The organism is Candidatus Pelagibacter sp. PS_17, from assembly GCF_059417945.1.
In genome coordinates, this window is sequence record NZ_CM182073.1 from 851,463 (window position 1) to 868,941 (window position 17,479).

Consider the following 17,479-nt stretch of genomic DNA (forward strand, 5'->3'; position numbering starts at 1 on the left):
GTTTCCAAAAATTTAAAATAAGATATCAATTGGGCATTAAAAATTAATTTTATAGGAGTTTAAAATGAGCGAAGTTAAGTCAGACATTCAAATAGCTAGAGAAGCTAAAATGCAACCTATAAATGATATTTTAGCCAAGATAAATGTGCCCGATGAAAGCTCAGCTTTTAGTCCAATGGGAAGACACATTGCAAAGATTAATTTAGAATATTTAGACACTTTAAAAGATAAACCAAATGGAAAACTTGTATTAGTGACGGCAATCACTCCTACACCAGCTGGTGAAGGAAAAACCACAACTTCAGTTGGTTTAAATGATGGATTAAACAAAATTGGAAAAAAATCCATTGTTTGTTTAAGAGAACCAAGCCTTGGTCCCTCTTTTGGAATGAAAGGTGGAGCAGCAGGTGGTGGTTATGCTCAAGTAGTTCCAATGGAACAAATTAATTTACATTTTACTGGAGATTTTCATGCAATAACATCAGCTCATAATTTGTTGTCAGCCTTAATTGATAATCATATCTATTGGGGAAATAAACTTGATATAGATGTTAGAAGAATTGTCTGGAAAAGAGTAATCGATATGAACGATCGTTCTTTAAGATCTATAAATATAAACTTAGGTGGAGTTGCAAATGGTTTTCCAAGAGAAGATGGTTTTGATATTACTGTTGCATCTGAAATCATGGCAATCTTTTGCTTATCAAATGATTTAGAAGATTTAGAAAAGAGAATAGGAAATATTACAATTGCTTATACTAGAGATAAAAAACCTGTTTATGCTAAAGATTTAAAAGCACAAGGTCCAATGACAGTATTATTAAAAGATGCAATTCGACCTAACGTTACTCAAACTTTAGAAAATAATCCTGCAATTATTCATGGTGGCCCTTTTGCTAACATTGCTCATGGCTGTAATTCTGTAATTGCAACAAAGACTGGACTAAAACTTGCTGACTATGTTGTGACAGAAGCAGGATTTGGTGCAGACCTTGGTGCAGAAAAATTCCTTGATATTAAATGTAGAAAATCAGATTTAAAACCTAGTTGTGTTGTAATTGTTGCAACTATTAGAGCATTAAAAATGCATGGTGGTGTAGCAAAAGATGATCTTAAAACAGAAAATGTAGAAGCCTTAAAAAAAGGTCTAGTTAACCTTCAAAGACATGTAGAAAATGTAAAAAAATTTGGTTTACCAGTTGCAGTAGCTGTTAATCATTTTATTAAAGATACAGAGAATGAAGTAAAAGCTTTGATAGAATTTTGTGACACTATTGGAGTTAAAGCAAGTCTTTGTACTCATTGGGCAAATGGTGGCGAAGGTACAAAAGAACTTGCAAGTCATGTTGCTGAATTATGTGAGAAAAATGAGGATAAATTTAAATTCTTATATGAAAGTAAAACTCCTCTTTTTAAAAAAATAGAAACAATTGCAAAAGAAATTTATAGAGCAGATGAGGTTATTGCAGATACTAAAATTAGAGATCAATTAAAAAGCTTTGAAGATGCTGGATATGGTGACTTTCCAATTTGTATTGCAAAAACCCAATACAGCTTCTCAACAGATCCAAGCTTAAAAGGTGCACCAACAGGACACTCTTTACCAATTAGGGAGATTAAACTTTCTTCTGGAGCAGAGTTTATTGTTGTTATATGTGGAGCTGTTATGACGATGCCTGGGTTACCAAGAGTTCCAGCAGCAGATTCAATTAAGCTAAATAAAGATGGTGAAATTGAAGGTCTATTTTAGAAACTAGTTACGCAGATAATTAAGCCAGTTTCTAACTTCACATGTTCTGTCATTAAAATCTAATAGTTCGTTTTGAGATTTTATGTATGAGATATGACTTTCATACTCTTCTTCATTTAAAAAATTTTTATTTACAAATAGTCGTTCTTTACGACCTTCAATAAGTTTAAGCATCTGAAAGTACTCATAATCAGGATGATACTGTAAGCCAATAATTTCAGAGTTTCCCGCTCTAAAACTAACACCCATTACATTGTTAACTTTATCACTTGATAGAAGAATAGCATTTTCCGGTAATTCACTTACTTCATCAAAATTAAATGCGGGTGATGTAAAAATTTTTTTCTTATCTTTGTAAATAAAATGCTTCTCACCTTCATTATTAATAATTACATCTGATGCAATTCCAATGTGAGCACCATTTTTACCAGGGTTTACCTTGCCTCCAGCTGCTGTAGAACAAACTTGTAATCCCCAACAAATAGCTAAAATCTTCTTTTTTTGAGTAAAACAATTTGATGCAAAATTAATATGTTTCTTAATCACATCCGTCATATCATTTATTCGCATTGCACCACCCGTAAAGACAATACCATTATATTTACTCATGTCTTTTAGAGCATTCGTAGTCTCATCATCATTACCAGGATTTATAATTTCAGTAATTGCAGATGGTTCTATTTTTAAGATTAAATTTTTTAAATTATCTGCTGCAGAAGCTCCAGCTGCTTTAATAAAAAACTCACTATCTTCTCTAATATTTCCTTCAACAATTAAAATATTTAAATCACTCATTTAAACAATTCACCCGTCATACTGTTCTGGTACATTATCCTCATATCATCCTCAGTTAATTTTTTTGGATTTCCTCCAGTAGATGGGTCTGCTAAAGCCATTTTTGATAATCTATCAATATCAAAATCTTTTTCATCAATCACTTCTGATAATTTATGAGGCATATCAAGTTTTTTTCTTAAATCTAAAACCCAGTTAACAAAACCATCAAAAGATTTGTCTTTAAGTTCTAAATAGTCACAAATTTTAATTATTTTCTTTTCAATTACATCTTTGTTAAAAGTTAACACGTAAGGCATAAATATTGCATTAGATAAACCGTGATGAATATTATTTAATGCATTGACAGGGTGACTTAGAGAATGAATTGCTCCTAGTCCTTTTTGAAATGCAGTTGAGCCCATACTAGCTGCTGTTAACATATTCATTCTTGCTTCAATATTAGATCCATTGCTAACAGCTTCTAATAGCCACTTATCAATTAATCTCATTCCTTCTAAAGCAATTCCATCTGCCATCGGATGATAGCCTGGTGCACAATAGGCTTCTAAATTATGTGCTAGTGCATCCATTCCAGTTGCTGCAGTCATTTTTGCTGGTAATCCAACTGTTAAAATTGGATCTAAAATAACTATTGATGGTAAAAATTTTGGATGAAAAATAATATTTTTCACGCCTGTTTCTTCATTTAATATTACTGATGCTCTGCCAGTTTCAGAACCAGTGCCCGCAGTAGTAGGTACTGCAATAATGGGAGCAATCTTATCAGAGTTTGCTTTAGTCCAATTATCTCCAACATCTTCGAAATCCCAAATAGGTAGATTTTGACCTGACATAAAAGCAACTGCTTTACCAACATCTAAACCACTACCACCTCCAAACGCAATAACACCATCACAATTGTTTTTTTTATAACTATCAACACCTTCATTAACATTCGTACCAGTTGGGTTACCAACAACATTTGAATATAATGCAGCAATAATTCCACCCTCTTTTAAAATCGATAAAGTGTTTTTAACAATAACTGATTGAGCTAATCCATTATCAGTAACAAGCAGTGGCTTTTTAATGTTTAAATTTTTACATGCTGAAGCAACATCATTAATTCTATTTTCACCTACCCACATTGTAGTAGGATAATTCCAGTTGTATTTTTGCATATTATGTTTTAGTGTTTTATAAAGTTGGTTGATGTATATCACTTTCTAAAATAATTTTAACCGAAATATTTATGCAAAAAACTATTACACCTATTGATAATACCCTTTATATCGAAAGAAATTATGATGGAGCTAAAATAGAAGAAACTATTAATGGCTCAATGAAAGCTCAAAAAATGTGGGCCGATCTAGATATTAAAGAAAGAGTAAAACTATTAACAAGTTTTGTTGAAGATTTTTTATCAAGAAGCGATCTGATTTGTGAAGAACTAAGTAGACAAATTGGTAGACCTATTTCTCAAGCGGCTGGTGAATTAAAGGGCTTTAAAGAAAGAGCCGATTACATGCTATCTATTGCAGAAAAGAAATTATCAAATATTGATGTAGCAAAAGATGATAATTTTAAAAGTTATATAAAAAGAAAAGCTCTTGGTGTAGTTTTTGTAATAGCGCCATGGAACTATCCATACCTCGTTGCAGTAAACTCTATAATACCAGCTATGGCAGCAGGTAATTCTGTTATATTAAAACATTCTGCTCAAACCCCTTTATGTTCTGAGCAACTTTACCAATCAGCTAAAAAAATTCTGCCTAAGGATATTTTTAATTATTTACATTTAAACCATGAAGATAGTTTAAAAATTGTTTCTGATAAGCGAATTAATTTTGTCTCATTCACTGGATCAGTAAAAGCAGGTTACGATGTTCAAAGAGCAACTCAGAATAAATTTATTGATATGACTTTAGAATTGGGTGGTAAAGATCCAGCTTATGCCAGATATGATTGTGACTTAGAAAAAACAGTTGAAAATTTGGTTGATGGATCTTTTTTTAACTCAGGTCAATCATGTTGTGGAATAGAAAGAATTTATGTTGATGAAAAAATTTATAATAATTTTTTAGAATTGTTTGTTTCAAAAACTTATAATTACAAACTTGGAAATCCATTAGAAAAAGAAACCAACTTAGGTCCTGTGGTTAAACTATCAGCTGCTGATTTTATTTTACAACAAATAAACTCTGCAATTGATAAAGGTGCAAAAAAAATGATTGATGAAAGTAAATTTAACTTTTCAAAAGAACATAAAAATTATTTAATTCCTCAGGTTTTAACAAACGTGAACCATGATATGGCTTTTATGACTGAAGAAACTTTTGGACCCTGTGTTGGGATTATGAAGGTTAAAGATGATAATGAAGCAATTAAATTAATGAATGATAGTCCTTATGGATTAACAGCTTCAGTTTGGACAAAAGATCTTGATGTTGCTCAAAAAATTGGCAATCAAATTAATACAGGCACGTTTTATATGAATAGATGTGATTATCTAGATCCTGCATTATCATGGACTGGTGTTAATGAAACCGGAAAAGGTTGTTCGCTATCTGAGGTAGCTTATGAAAAATTAACTTCACCAAAAAGCTTTCACTTAAGAAAAGAACAATAAAATGAAATTAAATTTTAAAGGTAAAACTGCTGTAATCACTGGTGCAAGTGGTGGTATGGGTTTAGAGATGTCAAAAAAACTATCTCAAAACAATATTTCAGTTTTAATGTTAGATTTAAAAAGTCCTAGTAAAGAATTTTTAGATAATAATAAAAAATGTGAATTTAAAAAAGTTGATGTAACTAATTTTAATAAATTGAAAGTATATATCGATAATTTTTATAAAAAACACAAAAGATTGGACTACCTAGTTAATACAACTGGTGTTCTTTGGTTTGATAAAGATGTATCAGCGGTAAATATAGATTTTAATGTATGGGATAAAGTTTTTGAAATAAATTTAAAATCTATGATGTATCTTTCAAAAATTATTGTACCTAAAATGATTAAAAATAAATTTGGTTCAATGGTGCATATATCTTCCATTGATGCATTATCTGGTGATGACAAACCTCAAGACGCTTATGGTGCTTCAAAAGCAGCAATGATTAGACTTTCAAAGTCCTTTGCCATTCAATTTGCATCTAACAAAATTAGATCAAATATAATCTTACCTGGGCCAATAGATACGGGTATGCAGATTAGATGGAAAAAAAATCCTAATACAAAGAAAAATTTAGAAAAATTTATTCCTTTAAATAAAGTAGGTAAACCCGAAGATATTTCAAATGCTTCTTTATTTTTATTAAGTGATCAAGCAAGTTATATTACTGGAACTGAATTGATTGTTGATGGGGGTCTTACGGCTAAGCCGTAGTTATTAACTTTAGGCGCCTCTTTCTTGAGGCGCCTAAAAAATATTTATTATCTATAAGGGTATCCAGCTTTTTCCATTGTGTTTGCATATAACTTAAATGCATCCACAACTTTTTTAGCTCTTGGACTAATACTTGAAGTCTCATCCCAGAATGCTTTAGAGTCGTTTACGACTTTAGCCCATTCATTATCAGGAAGACTTGTTAGTTCCATTTTTTTCCCATTAACACGAAGATCAGCTTCTCCACCCCAATACCAAACTTGTCTATAATAATGAGAGTCATTAATAGACATTCTGTAAAGTGCCTGAAGTTTTGGACTTAATTTGTCCCAAGCTTTTTGATTAGCAAAGTAAGATCCAAACCATGCTCCTGTAACAGAGTTAGTTAATGCATACTTGCAGATATCAGCCCAACCCACTTCATATGCCTCAGTAAACCCGCACCAAGCAACACCATCTAGTTCTCCGGTTTGCATAGCAACTTCCACATCATCCCAAGGAACCGTAACTGGTATTAGACCGTATTGCGCCAAGAATTTTCCAGCAGTAGGAACACCAAAAACTCTTAGGCCCTTCATATCTGCTAAAGAAGTAACTTTTTTGTTTACAGTGAAAAGATGACATGGATCCCAAGCACTTGTGCTCAACCATTTAACACCTTCAACCTCACTATAAGCTTCATCCCAAATTTCATTTAAACCATAATATTTAAATAAAGCTGGAACGTCTAAGCTGTATCTAGTTGCAAATGGAAAATATCCACCAAACACTGAGATATCAACTGGTGATCCCATTGTAGCATCATCACTTTGTACGGCATCTAGAGTTCCTGCTTGCATGGCTCTGAATAGTTCATCGGTAGGAACTAATTGATCCGCATAATACAGTTCAATTTCCATTTCACCATAAGCAGCCTTATTAAATGCTTCAATTTGTGGTTTGATAACATGTGCACCAAGCGGAGCCCCTGAATATGTTTGAAGCCTCCATTTAATTGGGTTTGATGCAGAATAAGCGTAAGGTGCTTTAACAACACTTGCTCCTGCTACACCAAAAGTTAACAAGCCAGCTTTCTTAATAAACGATCGCCTCTTACTTGTTATTATTTTTTTTTCTTTTTTCATTAACTCTCCCTATTAGTTAAAAAGTATTTTTAAACCCTATTATAAAAAAAATTATGATTAAACCAAAAAATGAAATTTTTTATTCCACTAAATGATAATTTTTTCAACTTTAAAACCTAAAGTTGTATTATTATTTTTTATAGGTACTTATTTGGAAGATAAGTTGCAATTTGAGGAAAAACCATAACCAAAATCAATGCTAAGAGCATCACTAAGAGAAACGGTGTAATAGATTTATAAATATCAGATAAAGTTATTTCTTTTGGTGCCATTGCTCTCATAAGAAATAAATTATAACCAAACGGAGGGGTCATATATGCAATCTGACATGTAATTGTGTAAAGAACGCCGTACCAGATTGGATCGAATCCCAATGAGATAATTAGAGGTACATAAAGTGGCGCCACTATAACCAACATAGCCGTATCATCTAAAAACATTCCCATAAATATATATGAAAGTTGCATCATAATTAAAACTCCCCAAGGAGTTAAGTGCCATCTTTCTATAAATAAAGTTTCAATTGCACGCGCAGCACCAAGTCCATCAAATACCGCTCCAAAACATAGTGCAGCTAATATTATCCACATAAACATGCAAGAAACACCAAGAGTTTTTCTAAGTGTTGTATCAAGAACTTTTCGAGTAAATCTTTTTTTGTAAATGGATGCTAAAGTTGCAAGTAAAGCACCTACAGCAGAACACTCAACTAAACTTGCTATACCCATTAAGAATAATCCAGTCATGGACATAAATATTACAAATGGAATTATTCCAGCTGTTAAAAGTTTTAGTTTTTCTTTAAGTGGAATATTTCTTTCTTTTTCACTTAATACAGGACCTAATTCAGGTTGAAGACGACATCTTACATAAATATAAATTATAAATAAGGTAGCCATTAAAAGACCTGGTAAAAGTCCTGCAAGCCAAAGTTTACTTACTGGTTGACGTGCGATCATACCATAAAGAACCATCACAACACTTGGAGGTATTAAAATTCCTAACGAACTTCCTGCTTGAACGACACCGGTAATCATTCGTTTATCATAATTTCGTTTTAACATTTCAGGGAGAGCAATAGTTGCTCCAATCGCCATACCAGCAACACTTAATCCATTCATAGCTGAAATTCCAACCATCATGAACATTGTACCAATTGCTAAGCCTCCTTTTATTCCACCAAAAAATACATGGAACATTTTATATAAATCGCTAGCAATACCTGACTCTGAAATCATAAAACCCATGTAAATAAAAAGTGGAAGCGTAAGCATTGGATACCACTTAAAAAGTTTCCATGTAGCCGTATATGGCATTTCAATAGCTCCATTTCCCCAAACTAATAATGCTGAAATAACAGCCACAAATCCAATTGCACCAAACACTCTTTGACCAGTAAACATCATTGCCAACATCGTTATGAACATGAACAATGCAATAAATTCATAACTTAGATATTGAGCTAGCATTATATTTTAATACCTTTAATTTTTGCGATATCTTTAATTAACATTGAAAAAGCTTGTAGTAACATCAAGAGTATACCCAGTAACATCAAAGATTTTATGGGCCAAAGATAAGGCGCCCAAGCAGTAAAAAGTTTTTGTTTGTATTCCAATGTATATTGTAAACTTGAAATAGAGCCATAAAGAAGAACTACCAAGAAAAAAATCAAGAAAATACTTGTAAAAACATCCATTTTAGCTTTACCTTTTGTAGATAGCTTCCCATAGAATAAATCCATTCTAACATGATCATCAGTAATCATCGAGTAGCCACCCCCAAGTAAATAATACGCTGTAAGAGTAAATTGAGCCATCTCTATAATCCACATTAAAGGATAGTTAATAATGTTTCTCGTAACGAAAGATAATATTAAAAGAAACATCATAAAAAAAACACCGTACATTACAAATCTGCCAACTTTGACACAAATGTTGTCTATTATATTTACATAAATTGAAAATATTTTTGGCATAAATTTCTATTTTTTATTTTTTTTAATTTCTTCTTCACAAAATTTTTTAGCTTCCTCAAGATCAGTAATTTTAGATTTAGATAGTTTTTGGCTTCCAGCTAAACAGGCATCTACTGCTCTTTTAAGATTATGGTCACTAAAATTTAAAATAACCACCATTCCAAGTATTATAAAAACAAATATTAATATATTTTTTACCATCGAATTTCTAATTTCTTATTATCACATATAGTATTTAACATACTAAACATTAATGGAAAATGTTTAGAATTAAGATCTTGTAAAATTTTAGGACCAATTTCCAATGCAAGTTGTGCACCTTCAACTGTAATATTTTTCATAAATTTTTCTTTAGCTTCTTTATAAAGGTATCCTTCACCTAAATATTTTCCCATCAAGCTATTTCTTCCTCCTATTGCACTAACATATAAATCACCTAAACCAGCTAGGCCATAAACAGTTTCAGGTCTTCCTCCATAGAAAGAAACAAACTCAACCATTTCAGATATTGATCTATGAATTAATGAGGCTGATGTATTTAAATAATATTTAGATTGAATTTCTTTAGGTGCTTTTGAATTACTTAACCCTTCTGAGGCTCCAATTAACATAGAATAAATATTTTTAATTGCACCTGATAATTCAATGCCAGTTAAGTCATCTGATACTTCTGTTGAATAGTAATCTGTTGATATAATTTTTTTTAATTTTTCAGTTTCTTTGATATCTGGGTTTGCAATAACTGTGCCTGTCCTCATTTTATATGCAAGACCTGCTGCCAAACAGGGTCCTTTAATCGCTGAAATATTTACTTGTGTATGACCTTCATCTTTGAGAAGTTTTTTAATTTTATCTGAAAGTGTTATTAATTCATTTCCCTCAATAGCCAGGCCTTTGGTTAATAAAATAATGGGAAGATTTTTTTTGTAGCTCTTTGTAATTTGCTTAACAAACCATTCAATTCCTACCGAGCTAACTCCAGCAACCATGATGTCTACTCCCTCTTCAAGTATTGATTGTAATTTTTCAAATTTTTCTACCTTCAATTTTGATGGTAATTCAATATTTAAAGCTGGATGAAGATTGTTATTAGATTTAATATTATTTATTAAATCATCTTCTAAATGCGTACCAACGAGTGTTACCTCATTTTGGTTTTCAAGACATGGTACAGCAAAAGCTGATCCCATTGCTCCAGCACCAATAATAATAATTTTTTTCATAATTTAGTATTTTTTTATATTAATTTTTAGCATTTTGTTGGTAAAGTACAGTTATAAATTTATAGAGAGAGATGATATTATGACAAAAGTAGCTATTATTGGCGCTGGCCCTTGTGGTTTGTCCGCTTTAAGATCCTTTGAACAAGCAGAAAAAAATGGTGAAAAAATACCTGAAATAGTTTGTTTTGATAAGCAAGAAGATTGGGGAGGATTATGGAACTACAGTTGGAGAACTGGATCTGATCAATACGGTGACCCTGTACCTAATAGTATGTATCGATATCTTTGGTCAAACGGCCCTAAAGAATGTTTAGAATTTGCTGACTACTCATTTGATGAACACTTTGGAAAACCAATTCCTTCTTTTCCACCTAGAGCAGTTTTATATGATTATATTTTAGGTAGAGTTAAAAAGGGAAATATAAAATCTAAAATAAAATTTAACACCTCTGTTACTAATATTTCTTATGTAAACAGTAACTTTGAGGTTACTTATCGAGATAAAAAAAATGACAAAATTTCGAAAGATATTTTTGATTACGTAATTGTATCTACTGGTCATTTTTCGGTTCCATTCATCCCAGAATATCCTGGAATGAAATCATTTCCTGGAAGAATAATGCATTCTCATGATTTTAGAGATGCAGAAGAATTTCGAGGCAAGAATGTTGTTGTTTTAGGAAGTAGTTATTCTGCTGAAGATGTTGCTCTTCAGTGTCATAAGTATGGGGCAAAAAGTGTTACTATTGGTTATAGACACAATCCAATGGGATTTAAATGGCCCAAAGGTATGAAAGAAGTTTTTCATCTAGATAGACTTGAGGGGAATAAGGCAATATTTAAAGATGGCCACGTGCAAGAAGCAGATGCTGTAATTTTATGTACTGGATATCTTCATCATTTCCCTTTTATATCTGAAGATCTTAAATTAAAAACTGGCAATAGATTGTATCCTCCGATGCTATACAAAGGTGTGGTTTGGCAAAATAATCACAAATTAATGTATTTAGGTATGCAAGATCAATTTCATACTTTTAATATGTTTGATTGTCAGGCTTGGTTTGCAAGGGATGTTATAATGGGGAAAATTAAAGTTCCAAATGAATCTGAAATTGAAAAAGATATTAATAAATGGGTATCAATGGAAGAAAAATTAGAAAATCCTGAACAAATGATAGATTTTCAAACTGAGTACACCAAAGAACTTCATGATTTATCTGATTATCCTAAAATTGATTTTGAATTAATTAGAAAAACTTTTAAAGAATGGGAACATCATAAAGTGGAAAATATAATGACTTATAGAAATAAATCATTTGCTTCACCAGTGACAGGCTCTGTTGGACCAATTCACCATACACCATGGGAAGAAGCTATGGACGACTCTTTAAAAACATTTTTAAATAAATAAAAAATTTATTAACTAGTTTAAGAAAATGTTAGCTATCCTATACCAAGGTGTTTTTTTCTTTTTCCAACCCACGTTCTGATTAAATGGTCAAATATTAGGCCAATAAAAGCAACACAAAGTCCCAATGTCAATCCTATACCTGCACCCTTTTTATCAGATAGAGCTTTTAGAATGTACTGTCCTAAATCTTCTGTTCCAATAAAAGCCCCGATAATTACCATGAACAAAGCAAATACAATTGTTTGATTTAAACCAAGCATCATATGAGGAAAAGCTAAAGGGAATTCAATTTTTAATAACCTTTGTACTTTAGTTACACCTGACATTGTGGCAGCGTCATGTAAAGCTTCTGGAACACTTCTTAAACCTTCAATAGTATACCTTGTTGCAGGTATAGTTGCATAAACTATTACAGCAATTAATACTGAAGTATCTGTAACTCCAAAAAGCATCATCACAGGAATTAAGTATACAAACGAAGGGAAGGTTTGAAAGATATCACAAACGCCCAGCATAAAATTTGCAGTATGCTTGTTTTGAAATGATATAATTCCAACTGTAAATCCAATTATAGTGGATATAAAAACTCCAAAAGTTGCCATGTACAATGTAACTAAAGCTCTATCCCACCAAGGACTCAATGCGATAAATAAAGTTAATCCGCCCACTACAAGAGCTGAACGAATTCCTCCAATTATATAACCCGCTCCAATGACTAAAACTAAAGTAGCAACTGCTGGCATTCTTAAATATAAAGCTCTCATGGGTTGCAACACATCTACTATCAACCAAGTATTAAAAATCTTTAAAGTATGAAAGAAAGTATCCCAAATCCAATCCACACCTTTATTCCAAAAATCTGCTGTTGATATTCCTTTATTGTGAGGAACTTCAAATAAATAATTAGACCCATCTTTAAAATAAAATGACCCCAGATATGAAAAAATAATTCCTAGAATTACAGCAGCTGCAAAAAATAATATATTTTTATTACGCTGAAAATAAGTCAAGTTACCAAAATAATCTATTTGCTTATTTGCCCAAGCTAAGGACATCTTATCCAAAAGTATTGCAATCAAACTAATACATAAACCAGCCTCTAATGCTAATCCAATATTTAGCTGGTTTAATGCTAATAATAAATTAAACCCTAAACCTTTTGCTCCTATAAAAGCTGAAATAACTGCCATAGAAAAACACACCATTATGACCTGGTTAACTCCAATTAAAATATCTCTTCTAGCAGTAGGAATTAATACTTTAGTCATCAGTTGCCAATTATTACACCCACTCATTCTACCAGCCTCAATAACCTCAGAGGGTATTCCTCTTAGACCTAACAAGGTTAATAATATCATTGGTGGAACCGCTACAACCATAGTTATAATAACTGCAGCATGATCACCAATGCCAAAAAGAACAATTGCAGGAACTAATACTGCGTATTGAGGCATAGTTTGCATAACCAAAAGTATTGGATATAAGAATTTTTCTACACGTTTGCTTTTAAATGCCATAACTCCAAAAGTTAAACCAAAAAGAAAAGAAAGTGGTGCTGCTACTAATATAAAAGAAAGAGTTTGCATCGAAGGTTTCCATTGACCAAAAACAGAAATATAAATCATGACTAAACCTGCAAATAAAGCTAAGCCTTTACCGCTTAATTTATATCCAAGTATTACCGCACCTGCTGTAACGATTGTCCAAGGTAATCCTGGCAGTTCTGCCCATGGATTTGCATCTATCCAATCCCAACTACTAAATGAAACAATTGTTTCAACACCTCCTAATAAAATTTCTCTTATTAACTCTATAAGAAACGTCATAAATGAAGTTAAATTTCTTGTAATTTGTAAAAGTAGAGGTTGAGTTCTGAACTCTTGAATGTCTTCATTCCAAAACTCCATTGGCATCCATTCATTCATTAAAAAAAATAAAGAATCGTTTATCCAAATAGGCAACCATCCAAGTAAAGGTGGTAGTCTCCAAAAAACATCAAACGCATAATATCTCACCTCAGCACCAAATAATGTGTAAGTACTTTGATTAGGGTCTTTAATGAATTCGGCTTGGCCTCTTATAAAATTATAAGTTTCAGGAACTTCTATTGCAAAACATAAGCTAAAAAATACAATTAACAAAAATAACCATTGAAAAAATTTTGGATATTTTTTTAATAATTCCATATTTTGCCTTTATTTTTTCTCCCTTGAAAAAACAGTATGAATTATTTTTGAGGGGTGAACGCTTCCAACAATTTTATTATTTTCATCTGTAACAGCTACAGATTTTTCTTGAGTTAAAATTTTTTCAGCCACATTTTCAATTATTTCATTTTTCGAAACTTTGAAATCACTTAAATTTTCAGTTTCTGGTTTTTCCATTAGATCTGCTATTTTTAGAACCTTTCCCCTAGGTACTTCTTCGGTAAATTTTCTTACATATTCAGTTGCTGGATTTAAGACAATGTTGGCGGGTGTATCCAATTGCTCAATAACTCCATCCTTCATAATTGCAATACGGTCAGCAAGTCTTAATGCCTCATCAAAATCATGAGTAATAAACATAATTGTTTTTTGTAACTTTTCTTGAAGTCTTAAAAATTCATCCTGCATTTCTTTTCTAATTAATGGATCTAATGCAGAAAATGGTTCATCTAAAAACCAAATATCGGGCTCAACCGCTAATGATCGAGCAATACCTACTCTTTGTTGTTGTCCACCAGAAAGTTCTCTTGGAAAGTAGTTTTCTCTTCCATCAAGACCTACAAGTTTAACCATTTCCATTGCTTTATTGATGCTATCTTGAGTTTTAATCCCTTTGATTTGAAGTGGAAAAGCAATATTTTCAACAACTGTTTTATGAGGCAGTAAAGCAAAACTTTGAAAAACCATTCCCATCTTATTTCTTCTAAGTTCAATTAATTCTTTATTATTTAGTGTAAGTAAATCTTGACCGTCTATATAAATTTTTCCGCTTGTTGCATCTGTTAATCTAGAAATACATCTTAGTAATGTTGATTTTCCTGAACCAGATAGCCCCATCACAACTAACATTTCACCTTTTACAACTTCAAAAGAGGCATTATTTACACCAACTATACACCCATTATCTTGAAATGTTTTTGCATCCACATTTCCATTTGCTTCATGAAGCATCTTCTTGGCGTTAGAGCCAAAAATTTTGTAAACTGATTCACATTTAATTACAGGATCGCTCATAATGTATTAATAAGTTATACGAAATAGAAATAAAATACACTGTATATTATTTTTATTTATTGTTTTTCCTCCTTAAAAATTTTTAATAAAATAAACTCTTGTATCAATACCAGTACTTAAAAAACTTAAAGCTTCACCAGTAACAGTAATTGTTTCATCTATCCCAATGTTATTTCCACTTACCGTATAACCTGTAATACATTTGTTTTTGTCTTTGTCCCATTTAACAAATGTTTCATCAATTAGATTTCCATTCTTAGTATAAATTTCATGTGCCTTAAAATTTAAAAAATTTGCACCCATAATTGCACGTTGTGGAATAAGTTTTGTTGCATTACAAACTGCCTCATACAATTCATCTGTTAATTTAAAATGATTCGTTCCATCAAAAGTTACTAAAATACCTGATGGAAGACTTGATGTCAGTTCACTTAGTTTTCTTTCTTTTGCAATTCTTTCTTCTTCTATTTTCATCTTTTTAACTAATTCATCTCCTTGACCAAAAAAGATATTTAGAGTTACAAAAAATAAAATTACAACAACGGTAACTGAAATAAGACCAACAAATTGATTAAGTGCATGAGGTAAGTTTCTTAATTTATCTAAATATTTTTTTTCCATTATTATTTTAATTATTCTTGTAACTTCCCATTTTTCCAAATTCCTATTTTTTCCTTTCCATCGGACCAGGTAAATTTTCCTTCACCATTCATGAAGCCATTAGTCCATTCCCCATCATAAGTTGAGCCATCAGGAAAAGTTAAAATACCTTGACCACTCCATTCGCTATTTTTAAATTCACCTTTATAAATATAGCCATTTGGCCAAGTTTCAGTTCCATTACCCTCTTTTTGCGTCTGAACCCACTCTCCTTCATAGGTGGTTTTATCTGTGTACACCCATTTTCCAAAGCCGTTTTCACAGTTTCCCTCTTTACATCCGGTACTTCGGGCTAGGGCTATAGATGTGGTTAAAAAACTTAAAATAATACAAATAAGATATTTTTTCATTATTATATTTTACACAAAATTAGATAAAAAAAAATCAGACTTTTTTCTCATTTTTTTTACATGAATAAAAAGAAATATCTTTTTCAGAGTTTTCACTTTTCATGTCTCTTGTAATTTCATGAATTAATTCACCAGATTTTCTATTTATAATTCCTGATTCAGAGTAGTTTTTTTCTTCATCAATAGCTTTAAATAAAACTACGTCTTTGTTTACTATTCTAACTGTTAGTTTTTCTTTTTTTGAAAGAAATGAAGATAATCCATTTATTAAAAGTGTTTTTGGTTGTTTTGCATTGATTTCAAATTTATCTAAATCTTTATCCTCTAAATCCTTAGCTAAAAAAGTTTGATAATTATATTCTGCATTCTTAACTATTTTTTTTTCTAATTCACATACAAAGCTAAGACTAATATTTTCCTCTATATTCACATCTTGTGCTAAAGAAAAATTAAAAACAAATAAACTTATGGAAATGTAAAAAAAATATTTCATAACTTGTATAATTTTTTTCATTAATAATATGAATGTTTCTTGAAAAATTACCTATAAAAAAATCCCCCCCAATAAATATTGGGGGAGATCTTAAATTATTTGTTTATATCCTTATTTAGTAAAAGGAGTCCAAACTGACTTATTATCTGCAAGCCACTTTTTAGCTGCATCTTCGTGAGTCATTTTGTCAACGTCAACTAAAGCAGCCATTGCACCAATGTGACTTGTAGAGAATGACATCTTTTTAAACGTTGCAGCCGCAGCTGGATGAGTTTTTGGAAAGTCTGCATTTACAGCTTTTTTCAAGTAACCATCAGGCGAACCACATTTACCGTCACCACCATCTTCTGGTCTACAACCAGCAGTATATGGAGGGAAGTCTATAAATGTAAAACCAGCACCATCTGTAAAGTTTGGTGTCCAGTTGAATATTATAGTTCCTCTTCCTTCTTTTTCAGCAGCTACTAATTCTGCCCAAAGTGCATCTGCACTTCCAGCAAATTTAACTGTCCAAAGATCTCCTAAGCCTAAAGCATCAACCCTTTGAGGTATCAAATCTCCATGCCAAGTTTGAGGTCCTTCTAACATTCTTCCTTTTCCACCTGAGTCAGGTGTTGTAAAGTTTTTAGCACAAGCTGGATTTTTTAAAGCAGTCCAATCTGGTAGACCTGGACATAATCCTTTTTCAGCAACCCAGTTTGGATATCCCATATCTTCAAGCGTTCGAGCTTCATGATCTCCCCAATCAACTAAACCACCTTTATCAAGCGCTGTAGTAAATGATTTACCAAAAGCAGATTCCCAAACTTCATGAGATAAACTTACATCACCTAGACGAATTGACTCATACACAGCTTGTGAATCAGTATTTACGTATTTTACGTTATTTCCCATACTTTCGAAAATTCCACCAATAACGTGAGCCATTACAATTTGGCTTGACCAGTTATGAGTTGGAATTACGATGGGCTTTTTACTGTCTGCTGCGTTAGAAATTCCAGCGAAACTTACTACTGAAATTACTAGGGCAGACATTAATGATACTATTTTTTTCATTATTCTCTCTCCCTTAATATTAAGTTATAAAAGTATGTTCTCATTTATTA

Annotated in this window: 17 protein-coding genes; 4 read left to right on the top strand and 13 right to left on the bottom strand. The window is 31.7% G+C overall.

The window, feature by feature from the left end; genetic code table 11:
- The first annotated feature begins 64 nt into the window (after positions 1 to 64).
- Positions 65 to 1,750, top strand: a complete 1,686-nt coding sequence (locus AC5SML_RS04625; RefSeq protein WP_027307074.1) for a formate--tetrahydrofolate ligase — start codon at positions 65 to 67, stop codon at positions 1,748 to 1,750.
- Between the two features lie 3 nt (positions 1,751 to 1,753).
- On the opposite strand, the gene AC5SML_RS04630 is transcribed toward AC5SML_RS04625, so the two are convergent.
- Positions 1,754 to 2,545 (bottom strand): type 1 glutamine amidotransferase, encoded by a 792-nt coding sequence (locus AC5SML_RS04630; RefSeq protein ID WP_011282280.1) that lies wholly within the window; start codon positions 2,543 to 2,545, stop codon positions 1,754 to 1,756.
- Positions 2,542 to 3,708 carry an iron-containing alcohol dehydrogenase gene (locus AC5SML_RS04635; protein WP_494616928.1) on the bottom strand — a complete coding sequence of 389 codons (1,167 nt, stop codon included), beginning with the start codon at positions 3,706 to 3,708 and terminating at the stop codon, positions 2,542 to 2,544. Before AC5SML_RS04635 ends, AC5SML_RS04630 begins: the two co-directional genes overlap by 4 nt.
- Positions 3,709 to 3,779: 71 nt before the next feature.
- Between AC5SML_RS04635 and AC5SML_RS04640 the strand changes: the two genes are divergently transcribed.
- Together AC5SML_RS04640 and AC5SML_RS04645 are read left to right on the top strand one after the other, a co-directional pair.
- On the top strand, positions 3,780 to 5,156 hold the full coding sequence (locus AC5SML_RS04640) for an aldehyde dehydrogenase family protein (protein WP_027307076.1): 1,377 nt from the start codon (positions 3,780 to 3,782) through the stop codon (positions 5,154 to 5,156).
- A gap of 1 nt (position 5,157) precedes the next feature.
- Positions 5,158 to 5,913: an SDR family NAD(P)-dependent oxidoreductase gene (locus AC5SML_RS04645; RefSeq protein WP_494616930.1), complete on the top strand. Its 756-nt coding sequence runs from the start codon at positions 5,158 to 5,160 to the stop codon at positions 5,911 to 5,913.
- A gap of 47 nt (positions 5,914 to 5,960) precedes the next feature.
- Here the strand turns inward: AC5SML_RS04645 and AC5SML_RS04650 are convergent, their stop codons facing one another.
- The 5 genes from AC5SML_RS04650 to AC5SML_RS04670 all read right to left on the bottom strand — a co-directional run bounded on the left by AC5SML_RS04650 (position 5,961) and on the right by AC5SML_RS04670 (position 10,238).
- Positions 5,961 to 7,037 carry a type 2 periplasmic-binding domain-containing protein gene (locus AC5SML_RS04650; protein WP_011282284.1) on the bottom strand — a complete coding sequence of 359 codons (1,077 nt, stop codon included), beginning with the start codon at positions 7,035 to 7,037 and terminating at the stop codon, positions 5,961 to 5,963.
- A 137-nt stretch (positions 7,038 to 7,174) separates the two neighbouring features.
- Positions 7,175 to 8,506, bottom strand: a complete 1,332-nt coding sequence (locus tag AC5SML_RS04655; RefSeq protein ID WP_011282285.1) for a TRAP transporter large permease — start codon at positions 8,504 to 8,506, stop codon at positions 7,175 to 7,177.
- On the bottom strand, positions 8,506 to 9,015 hold the full coding sequence (locus AC5SML_RS04660; RefSeq protein ID WP_027307079.1) for a TRAP transporter small permease subunit: 510 nt from the start codon (positions 9,013 to 9,015) through the stop codon (positions 8,506 to 8,508). Before AC5SML_RS04660 ends, AC5SML_RS04655 begins: the two co-directional genes overlap by 1 nt.
- A gap of 6 nt (positions 9,016 to 9,021) precedes the next feature.
- Positions 9,022 to 9,216, bottom strand: a complete 195-nt coding sequence (locus AC5SML_RS04665) for a hypothetical protein (RefSeq protein ID WP_027307080.1) — start codon at positions 9,214 to 9,216, stop codon at positions 9,022 to 9,024.
- Entirely contained in the window at positions 9,210 to 10,238 is a 1,029-nt protein-coding gene (locus AC5SML_RS04670) for a glycerol-3-phosphate dehydrogenase (protein ID WP_027307081.1), read from the bottom strand. Before AC5SML_RS04670 ends, AC5SML_RS04665 begins: the two co-directional genes overlap by 7 nt.
- A gap of 79 nt (positions 10,239 to 10,317) precedes the next feature.
- Here AC5SML_RS04670 and AC5SML_RS04675 point away from each other — a divergent pair, with 79 nt between their 5' ends.
- On the top strand, positions 10,318 to 11,649 hold the full coding sequence (locus AC5SML_RS04675) for a trimethylamine monooxygenase (RefSeq protein ID WP_027307082.1): 1,332 nt from the start codon (positions 10,318 to 10,320) through the stop codon (positions 11,647 to 11,649).
- Between the two features lie 32 nt (positions 11,650 to 11,681).
- Here the strand turns inward: AC5SML_RS04675 and tmoV are convergent, their stop codons facing one another.
- From tmoV to tmoX, 6 genes are all read right to left on the bottom strand, one after another.
- Positions 11,682 to 13,835, bottom strand: coding sequence for a trimethylamine N-oxide ABC transporter permease protein TmoV (gene tmoV, locus AC5SML_RS04680; protein WP_027307083.1), 2,154 nt, complete (start codon positions 13,833 to 13,835; stop codon positions 11,682 to 11,684).
- Positions 13,836 to 13,844: 9 nt separating this feature from the next.
- Entirely contained in the window at positions 13,845 to 14,870 is a 1,026-nt protein-coding gene (gene tmoW / locus AC5SML_RS04685; protein ID WP_006997990.1) for a trimethylamine N-oxide ABC transporter ATP-binding protein TmoW, read from the bottom strand.
- 72 nt (positions 14,871 to 14,942) lie between these two features.
- On the bottom strand, positions 14,943 to 15,491 hold the full coding sequence (locus AC5SML_RS04690; protein ID WP_011282290.1) for a hypothetical protein: 549 nt from the start codon (positions 15,489 to 15,491) through the stop codon (positions 14,943 to 14,945).
- Between the two features lie 11 nt (positions 15,492 to 15,502).
- Positions 15,503 to 15,880 carry an MORN repeat-containing protein gene (locus AC5SML_RS04695; protein WP_006997988.1) on the bottom strand — a complete coding sequence of 126 codons (378 nt, stop codon included), beginning with the start codon at positions 15,878 to 15,880 and terminating at the stop codon, positions 15,503 to 15,505.
- Positions 15,881 to 15,914: 34 nt separating this feature from the next.
- Positions 15,915 to 16,394, bottom strand: a complete 480-nt coding sequence (locus AC5SML_RS04700) for a hypothetical protein (RefSeq protein ID WP_006997987.1) — start codon at positions 16,392 to 16,394, stop codon at positions 15,915 to 15,917.
- Positions 16,395 to 16,484: 90 nt separating this feature from the next.
- Positions 16,485 to 17,429, bottom strand: a complete 945-nt coding sequence (gene tmoX, locus AC5SML_RS04705) for a trimethylamine N-oxide ABC transporter substrate-binding protein TmoX (RefSeq protein WP_006997986.1) — start codon at positions 17,427 to 17,429, stop codon at positions 16,485 to 16,487.
- Between the last annotated feature and the right edge of the window lie 50 nt (positions 17,430 to 17,479).

Bases quoted from the DNA above. Each gene is read 5' to 3' on its own strand.
- AC5SML_RS04625 (WP_027307074.1), top strand. From the start codon at position 65: ATGAGCGAAGTTAAGTCAGACATTCAAATAGCTAGAGAAGCTAAAATG.
- AC5SML_RS04630 (WP_011282280.1), bottom strand. From the start codon at position 2,545: ATGAGTGATTTAAATATTTTAATTGTTGAAGGAAATATTAGAGAAGAT.
- AC5SML_RS04635 (WP_494616928.1), bottom strand. From the start codon at position 3,708: ATGCAAAAATACAACTGGAATTATCCTACTACAATGTGGGTAGGTGAA.
- AC5SML_RS04640 (WP_027307076.1), top strand. From the start codon at position 3,780: ATGCAAAAAACTATTACACCTATTGATAATACCCTTTATATCGAAAGA.
- AC5SML_RS04645 (WP_494616930.1), top strand. From the start codon at position 5,158: ATGAAATTAAATTTTAAAGGTAAAACTGCTGTAATCACTGGTGCAAGT.
- AC5SML_RS04650 (WP_011282284.1), bottom strand. From the start codon at position 7,037: ATGAAAAAAGAAAAAAAAATAATAACAAGTAAGAGGCGATCGTTTATT.
- AC5SML_RS04655 (WP_011282285.1), bottom strand. From the start codon at position 8,506: ATGCTAGCTCAATATCTAAGTTATGAATTTATTGCATTGTTCATGTTC.
- AC5SML_RS04660 (WP_027307079.1), bottom strand. From the start codon at position 9,015: ATGCCAAAAATATTTTCAATTTATGTAAATATAATAGACAACATTTGT.
- AC5SML_RS04665 (WP_027307080.1), bottom strand. From the start codon at position 9,216: ATGGTAAAAAATATATTAATATTTGTTTTTATAATACTTGGAATGGTG.
- AC5SML_RS04670 (WP_027307081.1), bottom strand. From the start codon at position 10,238: ATGAAAAAAATTATTATTATTGGTGCTGGAGCAATGGGATCAGCTTTT.
- AC5SML_RS04675 (WP_027307082.1), top strand. From the start codon at position 10,318: ATGACAAAAGTAGCTATTATTGGCGCTGGCCCTTGTGGTTTGTCCGCT.
- tmoV (WP_027307083.1), bottom strand. From the start codon at position 13,835: ATGGAATTATTAAAAAAATATCCAAAATTTTTTCAATGGTTATTTTTG.
- tmoW (WP_006997990.1), bottom strand. From the start codon at position 14,870: ATGAGCGATCCTGTAATTAAATGTGAATCAGTTTACAAAATTTTTGGC.
- AC5SML_RS04690 (WP_011282290.1), bottom strand. From the start codon at position 15,491: ATGGAAAAAAAATATTTAGATAAATTAAGAAACTTACCTCATGCACTT.
- AC5SML_RS04695 (WP_006997988.1), bottom strand. From the start codon at position 15,880: ATGAAAAAATATCTTATTTGTATTATTTTAAGTTTTTTAACCACATCT.
- AC5SML_RS04700 (WP_006997987.1), bottom strand. From the start codon at position 16,394: ATGAAAAAAATTATACAAGTTATGAAATATTTTTTTTACATTTCCATA.
- tmoX (WP_006997986.1), bottom strand. From the start codon at position 17,429: ATGAAAAAAATAGTATCATTAATGTCTGCCCTAGTAATTTCAGTAGTA.